Below are 7,913 nucleotides of genomic sequence, written 5' to 3'. Positions count from 1 at the left end.
CGACGAGATCGCCGAGGCCGGGGATGTCAACATATCTGGCGTTGACTTTTGGCACGCTGTTGAGTTCTCAAGGAACGGACGCTTCCTTCGACCGGACTTCCGACCGCATCTCCGGGCGCTTCGTTCTTTCGTGTTCCCAGCTTATCAGAGGTTTTCGCCACCGTTTCACCGGTGTTTCCTCGAACTCGCTTTCGTTCGCCCCTCTCGGCGCGACTCCGGAACTGTACGGGGACCGGCGGCCGCAAAGCAAATCCGCCCCCGCGCCGGGTGGCACGGGGGCGGAAGGTGACGCGGGGCGCCGGGCCGGGCGTCCGGAAGGTCAGTGGACCTCGGTGATCTCGGGGCCGCGCGAGAAGGGGTCGATCGAGCCGCCGGCGTACGGCGAGTCGGGCTCGGTGGGGGCGGCGGCGCCGTCGGCGACCATCTGGGCGTCCTCGGGGAGCTTGAGGACGATGGGGTCGCGGGGGGCCATGGGGGCCTCGCCGCGGACCACGACGGTCTGGCGGAAGACCTCCTCCAGGAGGCCCGCCATCTCGGGCTGGACGGCCGCCTGGCCGGAGATCACGCCGCGGAGGAACCAGCGGGGGCCGTCGCAGCCGACGAAGCGGACCAGCTGGGCGCCCTGCGTGCCGTTCGGGAGCGGGACGGGGACCTGGGCGCGGAGGTGCCAGCCGAGCGGGCCCTCCTCCTCCTCGACGGCGCCGCCCTGGCTGGTGATGCCGTTGGCGATCTCCTCGCGGACCTCGCCCCAGATGCCCTCCGACTTGGGGGCGGCGAACGCCTGGAGCTGGATGGCGCTGTTGCCCAGGACGAGGGTGGCGGCGACGATCGCGTCACCGGCGACCTCGACCCGCAGCTCCATGCCCTCGACACCGGGAATCAGCAGGCCTCCGAGGTCGACGCGGCCCTCTCCGGGCTTCTCCAGCTCGGAGATGTCCCACGGCCCGTCCGGGCGCGGGGCCGGCGGGAGGCCGACCCGGTCGGCCGGGTCCGGTTCGGTGTCGTTGTCGTTCTCGACGGAACCCTCGACGTCATCGGCCGTCTCGTCGGCGCTGATGGCGTCCTCGGCGAGCTGCTCGACAGCGTCCTCGCTCTTGCGACGACGGAACACGGTCACTGTCCTTCCCGGTCCAAGACCGAATCCAAGACCGAACGCGAATACCTGCTACCTGCTACCCATCGGACCGGCCGAAAACCGCTGCAATCGCACCGCTTCCACCCGCTCGTCGTGCTGCCCCGACGGAACCGAGGCCGCGGCGCATGCTAGACCGCGGCGTGCCCGCCGGTCGACCCGAACCCGCCTTCGGCGCGGACCGAACCCGGGAGTTCACCCACCTCGTGGAAGCGCGCCCTCTCGACCTGCTGGATGACCAGCTGGGCGATCCGGTCGCCCCGCTTGAAGCTGACGGGCTCCTTGGGGTCCAGGTTGACGACGATCACCTTGATCTCACCACGGTACCCGGCATCGACCGTCCCCGGGGCGTTCACCAGTGCAACTCCGCAGCGGGCGGCGAGTCCGGACCGCGGGTGCACGAACGCCGCGTAACCGTCCGGTAGCGCGATGGAGATGCCGGTGGGGAGCAGGGTCCGTTCGCCGGGGGCGAGTTCGGCGTCGACGGTGGTGCGCAGGTCGGCTCCGGCGTCGCCGGGGTGCTCGTAGGCGGGGAGCGGGATCTCCGGGTCGAGTCGGCGGATCAGGATGTCGACGGGCGGGCGGACGGGGTCGGTCACGGGTTCACCTCGAAGGCTCGGGCGCGCTTGATCTGGTCCGGGTCGTCCAGGACCTTCTGCACGTCCTCTGGACGACCGTGCGTGGTGAAGTGTTCCAGCTTCACCTGGACGAAGAGCGCCTGCGCCCGGATGGCGACCGGTCCGTCGGGTCCGTCGATGCGGCCCTCGGCGGCGCTGTAGACCTTGCGGCCGTGCACGCCCGTCACCCGGGCGTGGATGTGCAGCACGGAGTCGACGGGGACGGGGCGGACGAAGTCGGTCTCCAGGCGGCCGGTGACGGCGGGGGCGCCGAGCAGCCAGTTGAGCGTTCCGAGGGTCTCGTCCATGGCGCTGACCAGGACCCCGCCGTGGGCCAGGCCGGGGCCGCCCTGGTGGGCCTGCTTGACGGTGAACTGCGCGGTGACGTCGAGGTGTTCGCCCGCGACGGCGGTGAGCTGGAGTCCCTGGGGGTGCTGCGGTCCGCAGCCGAAGCACTCGTCGTAGTGGGAGCCGATAAGGGTGCCGGGCGCGGGCGCCAGCGGGGAGCGGTCGGGGAGGACGGCGTCCGCGGGCGGGGTGGTGGGGGTGGTGGGTCCGTTCACGGCGCCGACCCTACCTGCCGGTAGCTTCCCGGGACAGGTGCGGCGACCGGGCCCCGGGGGATCGGCCCGCCGTGTGGAGCGCCCACAATGGAGGGCATGTACGAGGAACGTCTCACCGTCCCGCGGTCCTGGTGGCTGCTGCCCGTGGCGCTCGGGCTCTCGCTCGCGCTGATCCTGCTCCGGTTCAGCGGGGTGGGCGCGCTGATCGGGCTGGTGGTGGGGGTAGCCGCGGGGGCCGCCGCGCTGAGCAGCTACGGCTCGGCGCGGATCCGGGTGGTGCAGGGCTCGCTGGTGGCCGGTCCGGCCCGGATCCCGCTGGGCGCGCTGGGGGCGGCCGAGGTGCTGAACCCGAAGGAGGCGGTGGCCTGGCGGTCGGTGAAGGCCGATCCGCGGGCCTTCATGCTGCTGCGCAGCTACGTGCCGACGGCGCTGAAGGTGGAGGTGACCGATCCGGCCGACCCGACCCCGTACCTGTACCTGTCGACCCGTTCCCCGCAGAAGCTGGCGGACGCGCTGGCCGGGGCCGCGGCCGGTGCGCGCGGTGCCGAGCGCAGCCGCTGAAAGCCACTGAGAGCGGCTGAAAGCTACGCGCAGCGGCCCCGACGGCCCGGGCACGACGAAAGGGACGGTCCCACCTGGTGGTGGGGCCGTCCCTTTCGGTTCGTCTGCGAGCCCTGCGGGGGCAGGAGCGCGGCTCGCGCTCTGCCGGGTGCGACCGCTCGGGGCGGTCGCTGCTGCTGCCTCCGGCCCCGCTACTCAGGGCCGGACGGGGCGGCGTACCGGGCCGGCGGAGGGGTGTCGCCCGCCCGGGCCAGTGCCGCTCCGTTTTCAGGCGCCGCAGTCCCGGCAGATCGGCTGGCCGTTCTTCTCGCTGTAGAGCTGGCTCCGGTGGTGCACCAGGAAGCAGCTCATGCAGGTGAACTCGTCGGCCTGGCGGGGCAGCACTCGGACCGAGAGCTCCTCGTTCGAGAGGTCGGCGCCCGGAAGCTCCAGCCCCTCGTTGGCGTCGTACTCGTCGACGTCCACGGAGCTGGACGCCTTCTCGTTCCGACGGGCCTTGAGTTCCTCGATGCTGTCCTCGTTGAGGTCGTCATCGGTCTTGCGTGGGGTGTCGTAGTCCGTTGCCATAGTTTTCGCTCTCCCCCTTTGGGTGTGTGCGGGTGTCTCCAGCGCACGTAACGCCTGGGGGGCCGGTCTTGTGCCCGACCCGAGGCCGAGATTGTGCCTTACTTCAAGCCCTGTTACTCAATCGACATCCGGACAGGGGCCCGTTGGGATGATCGAACGAGGTCCGAACACCATCCACCGTACGGGTGAAGAGGTTCGGACCGGAACTTTTCGATCATCACCCTGCGTGCCCGTTCGGGAACACCGGGGGTGGCAACTCGGGTGTCGCCCAAGGGTCTTGGCGATCGGGCGAGGGTGCGGCGACCGGCTCCGGCGATCACCGAGCGCGACCGTCTCGCCCGAACGAGTGATCACCCCATCGAGGGAGGCGGGGGCGCCTTCCGGACGGCTGTGACTTTCGTCACATCGGGCGCGGGGGCGGGCGTTTGCCGCCAAAGCGGGCCTTTCGGCACGGGCGCGCGCGGCCGAATTGTCCGCATGCCCACCGGTACGTCCGAGCGCCCCGGCCGCGCCTGTCGGCGGCCGGGGTCCGGGTCGGGGGTCGCGGGTTCGGGGGCGGGGCGTCAGCCCTTGGCGGCGGCCGCGGCGGCGCGGCGGGCGAGCAGCGCGGCCTGGCGCTCGTCGAAGCGGGTGGCCTGGGCGTCCAGACCGGCCAGGAAGGCCCCCAGCTCGTCCTGGGCGTGCTGGCCGACCGGGCCGAGGCCGGTGACCTCCATGACCTTCAGGTGGCGCAGCACGGGCTGCAGCACGTCGTCGTGGTGGATCCGCAGGTTGTAGATGCCGCCGATGGCGATCTGGGCGGCGGAGCGCTCGAAGCCGGGCATGCCGTGGCCGGGCATCCGGAAGTTGATCACCACGTCGGCGATGGCGCGCATGGCCTCGTCGGGGGCGAGCTCCAGGGCGGCCTTGAGCAGGTTCCGGTAGAAGACCATGTGCAGGTTCTCGTCGTTGGCGATCTTGGCCAGCAGCTGGTCGCAGAGCGGGTCGCCGGAGTGGTGGCCGGTGTTGCGGTGGGCGATCCGGGTGGCCAGCTCCTGGAAGGCGACGTAGGCGACGGACTGCAGCATGCTGTGCGCGTTGTCGGACTCGAAGCCCTCCGACATGTGCGCCATCCGGGCCCGCTCCAGCTCGACCGGGTCGACGGCGCGGGTGGCCAGCAGGTAGTCGCGGATCGCTATCCCGTGCCGACCCTCCTCGGCGGTCCAGCGGTGCACCCAGGCGCCCCAGGCGCCCTCGCGGCCGAACATGCTGGCGATCTCGTGGTGGTAGCTCGGGAGGTTGTCCTCGGTGAGCAGGTTGACCACCAGCGAGATCCGGCCCAGCGGGGTGACCTTGGACTGCTCCAGCGACCAGGCCTCGCCGCCGAGCACCCCGTCGAAGTCCCGCCCCTGGCTCCACGGCACGTACTCGTGGGGCATCCACTCCTTGGCCACCTTGAGGTGGCGGTTGAGCTCGGTCTCCACGACCTCTTCGAGCGCGAGGATCAGCCTGGTGTCGGTCCAGGCGGTCGTGGCGGTTCGCTGCACGGGGGCGATGGTCACGGCGTTGCTCCTGCGAGTGGGACGGGCTGACCTACGGCTGCGTAGGTTACGACACCGTAAGTTGTCGCGACCGCAAATGACAAGCCGCCCCTGTCCAGCGCTTATGTCGTTCCGACACGGCTGGGCGGGGGCGGCTGGGGGGAGTCCGGTGGGGCCGGAGCGCCTGGACGGGGCGCCTGCGGCCCCGGGGGCGGGCGGCGACTACGGGATGCGGACCTGCACCCGCAGGCCGCCTCCGGGGCGGGCAGTGGCCTCGATGGTGCCTCCGTGGGCGCGCACCACGGAGCGGACGATGGACAGGCCGAGCCCGACGCCCTTGTCGCTGCGGGTGCGGTCGGTGCTCCGGAGGCGGCGGAACGGCTCGAAGATGTGCTCCAGCTCGTAGCCGGGGACGATCGGGCCGGTGTTGCTGACCACCAGCTCCCCGCCCCCGCCGCGGACCGCCGAGGTGGTGATCTCCACCCAGCCGCCGGGGCTGTTGTAGCGGGTGCCGTTCTGCAGCAGGTTGAGCGCGATCCGCTCCAGCAGCACGCCGTTGCCCTGCGCGGGGGCGGGCGCGAGCTGGGCGCGCAGCTCGACCTCGCGGGTGGCGGCCTCGGCGCGGGTCTGCTCCATGGCGCGCTGGGCGACCTCGGCGAGGTCGACCGGGCGGCGGTCGGTGATCTCGTTCTCGCTGCGGGCGAGCAGCAGCAGGCCCTCGACCAGCTGCTCGCTGCGCTCGTTGGTGGCCAGCAGGGTCTTGCCGAGCTGCTGCAGGTCGGGCGAGGCCGCCGGGTCGGCGAGCTGGACCTCCAGCAGGGTGCGGTTGATCGCCAGCGGGGTGCGCAGCTCGTGCGAGGCGTTGGCGACGAAGCGGTGCTGGGAGTCGAAGGCGCGGTCCAGGCGCTCCAGCATCTCGTCGAAGGTGTCGGCGAGCTCCTTGAGCTCGTCGTCGGGGCCGTCCAGGTCGATCCGGCGGTGCAGGTCGCTGCCGGCCACCTCGCGGGCGGTGCGGGTGATCCGGCCGAGCGGGTGGAGCACCCGGCCGGCCATCGCGTAGCCGACCGCGAAGGCGATCACGGCCAGGAAGACCAGGGCGGTCAGGGCGCGGCGCAGCAGGGTGGACAGGGCCTGGTTGCTGTTGCCCTCCTGGAGGGCGGTCATCACCTGGTCCAGGGTCTTCTGGTCGCTGATCGTCTCGCCGTTGACGGTGATCGCGACGCCGCGGCCGAGGGTCAGGTGCGGCAGCTGGGCCTGGTCGAAGGCGGAGCGGACGAAGTAGTACATCAGCAGCAGCAGCACCACTCCGGCCATCAGGAACATCCCGCCGTAGAGCAGGGTGAGCCGGATCCGGATGGTGGGGCGCAGCGACAGCCAGGCGAACAGGCCGTCGCCGGGGTGGTAGGTGTCGTCCGAGCGGTCGCGGTCCGAGCGGCGCGGGGGGTGCGTCGGTCGCGGGGGCACCTGGTCCGGGCCCGGGGCGGGCGTGCCGGGGGCCCCGCCGGGGAGTGGCGGGGTGGTCATGGCCGGTAGTCCTCTCAGACGGTGGGTGTTTCGGGGGTGCGGGTTACACCCGGTAGCCGGAGCCGGGCACGGTGACGATCACCGGCGGGTCCCCGAGCTTGCGGCGCAGGGTCATCACGGTGACCCGGACCACGTTGGTGAACGGATCGGTGTGCTCGTCCCAGGCCTTCTCCAGCAGTTGCTCGGCGGAGACGACGGCGCCGCCGGCCCGCATCAGCACCTCCAGGACGGCGAACTCCTTGGGGGCGAGCTGGACGGGCTTGCCGTCCCGGATGACCTCGCGGCGGCCCGGGTCCAGGCTGATCCCGGCGCGTTCCAGCACCGGGGGCAGCGGGACGGTGGCGCGGCGGCCCAGCGCCCGTACACGGGCGACGAGTTCGCTGAAGGCGAACGGCTTGGGGAGGTAGTCGTCGGCGCCGATCTCCAGGCCCTCGACCCGGTCGCTGATGTCGCCGGAGGCGGTGAGCATGATCACCCGGGTGGCGAGGCCCTGCTCGACGACCCGGCGGCAGACGTCGTCGCCGTGGACGAGCGGAAGGTCCCGGTCGAGCACCACCACGTCGTAGTCGTTCACGGCGATCCGCTGCAGCGCGGCCTCCCCGTCGTAGACGACGTCGACCGCCATGGCCTCCCGGCGCAGGCCGGTGGCGACGGCTTCGGCGAGCAGCTGCTCGTCCTCGACGACGAGTACCCGCACGGTGGTTGTCCCTTCTGCTGGAGCGGCCCTGGCCGTGTGACCGCCCGCGCGGGCCGTGAGTGCCGGGCGCGGATCCGGGCAGGCGGATCCGACGGTGCCTCCATCCTGCCTGGTCGCGCGGTAAAGCAGTCGTAAGTCCGGTGCGCCGTCCGCGAAAACGGAGCGGGCGCCGCCTGTTTGGACTGTGACTCGGGCAACTTTTACGAGAGTTGGAGGTTTCCGTTGACCGGGGGTGGGGAGGACACCTGCACACCGTGATGCCGTCGCCCCGTGGCGCGTCACGGCCACCACCACCCGCCGAGTGCCCCATCCGCACCGGCTTCGGGACGAAAGCCACCGGGTCGCGGCTCCCACGCCGCCCGAGCGCCCGACCGGAACCTGCATCCGGTCCAGGGGGCTCGACCGGGGTTTGTCGGGTTCCGGGCCGGGGGGCTGCTCGGACCGTGCCCGTCCGACACAGCAAAGGGGGCCCGTATGGACGCCTTCACCGCCGGAATCCTTCAGCGGATCAAGAACGCCGAGCAGGATCTCCACCGCGCGATCGAGTCCGGGGACGAGTTCCTGGCCGAGGTCGAGCAGTCCGAGCTGGAGGACCTCCAGCGCCTCGCCACCGAACACGGCGTGGACCCGGTCCTCGGCACGCACCGCTCCGCCGCCTGACCGCTCCCGTCCCGAACGACGCACGAACGACGTACCGCGCGAGCCCCGGCCCGGTTCCCACCGGCCCGGGGC

The 7,913-nt window shown here is 71.8% G+C and carries 9 protein-coding genes; 2 read left to right on the top strand and 7 right to left on the bottom strand.

Features of this window, described 5'->3' with window-relative positions:
- Positions 1–319: 319 nt before the first annotated feature.
- The 3 genes from ACFY00_RS36480 to ACFY00_RS36470 form a co-directional block, all read right to left on the bottom strand.
- Positions 320–1,111 (bottom strand): DUF3710 domain-containing protein, encoded by a 792-nt coding sequence (locus ACFY00_RS36480; protein WP_388038115.1) that lies wholly within the window; start codon positions 1,109–1,111, stop codon positions 320–322.
- Between the two features lie 152 nt (positions 1,112–1,263).
- Positions 1,264–1,731 (bottom strand): dUTP diphosphatase, encoded by a 468-nt coding sequence (dut, locus tag ACFY00_RS36475; RefSeq protein WP_388038113.1) that lies wholly within the window; start codon positions 1,729–1,731, stop codon positions 1,264–1,266.
- Entirely contained in the window at positions 1,728–2,312 is a 585-nt protein-coding gene (locus tag ACFY00_RS36470) for a PaaI family thioesterase (RefSeq protein ID WP_388038110.1), read from the bottom strand. Before ACFY00_RS36470 ends, dut begins: the two co-directional genes overlap by 4 nt.
- A gap of 96 nt (positions 2,313–2,408) precedes the next feature.
- Here ACFY00_RS36470 and ACFY00_RS36465 point away from each other — a divergent pair, with 96 nt between their 5' ends.
- Positions 2,409–2,873: a DUF3093 domain-containing protein gene (locus ACFY00_RS36465; RefSeq protein ID WP_388038107.1), complete on the top strand. Its 465-nt coding sequence runs from the start codon at positions 2,409–2,411 to the stop codon at positions 2,871–2,873.
- Positions 2,874–3,140: 267 nt separating this feature from the next.
- Here the strand turns inward: ACFY00_RS36465 and ACFY00_RS36460 are convergent, their stop codons facing one another.
- The 4 genes from ACFY00_RS36460 to ACFY00_RS36445 all read right to left on the bottom strand — a co-directional run bounded on the left by ACFY00_RS36460 (position 3,141) and on the right by ACFY00_RS36445 (position 7,181).
- Complete coding sequence (locus tag ACFY00_RS36460) at positions 3,141–3,440, bottom strand: DUF4193 domain-containing protein (protein WP_014138508.1); 300 nt, start codon at positions 3,438–3,440, stop codon at positions 3,141–3,143.
- Positions 3,441–4,003: 563 nt separating this feature from the next.
- The gene (locus tag ACFY00_RS36455; RefSeq protein WP_388038105.1) at positions 4,004–4,981 is read right to left on the bottom strand and encodes an acyl-ACP desaturase; all 978 of its coding nucleotides are present in this window, start codon (positions 4,979–4,981) and stop codon (positions 4,004–4,006) included.
- 201 nt (positions 4,982–5,182) lie between these two features.
- Entirely contained in the window at positions 5,183–6,484 is a 1,302-nt protein-coding gene (locus ACFY00_RS36450) for a sensor histidine kinase (RefSeq protein WP_388038103.1), read from the bottom strand.
- 43 nt (positions 6,485–6,527) lie between these two features.
- The gene (locus ACFY00_RS36445) at positions 6,528–7,181 is read right to left on the bottom strand and encodes a response regulator transcription factor (protein WP_030458051.1); all 654 of its coding nucleotides are present in this window, start codon (positions 7,179–7,181) and stop codon (positions 6,528–6,530) included.
- Positions 7,182–7,655: 474 nt separating this feature from the next.
- Between ACFY00_RS36445 and ACFY00_RS36440 the strand changes: the two genes are divergently transcribed.
- A complete protein-coding gene (locus tag ACFY00_RS36440) occupies positions 7,656–7,841 on the top strand; it encodes a hypothetical protein (protein WP_030458050.1) in 186 nt (61 codons plus the stop codon).
- The last annotated feature ends 72 nt before the right edge of the window (positions 7,842–7,913 follow it).

It is taken from the genome of Kitasatospora sp. NPDC001540 (assembly GCF_042894345.1).
Taxonomy (GTDB): domain Bacteria; phylum Actinomycetota; class Actinomycetes; order Streptomycetales; family Streptomycetaceae; genus Kitasatospora; species Kitasatospora phosalacinea_C.
Note: the sequence above shows the minus strand (reverse complement) of the source record. Positions and strands in the feature narration are given on the sequence as shown.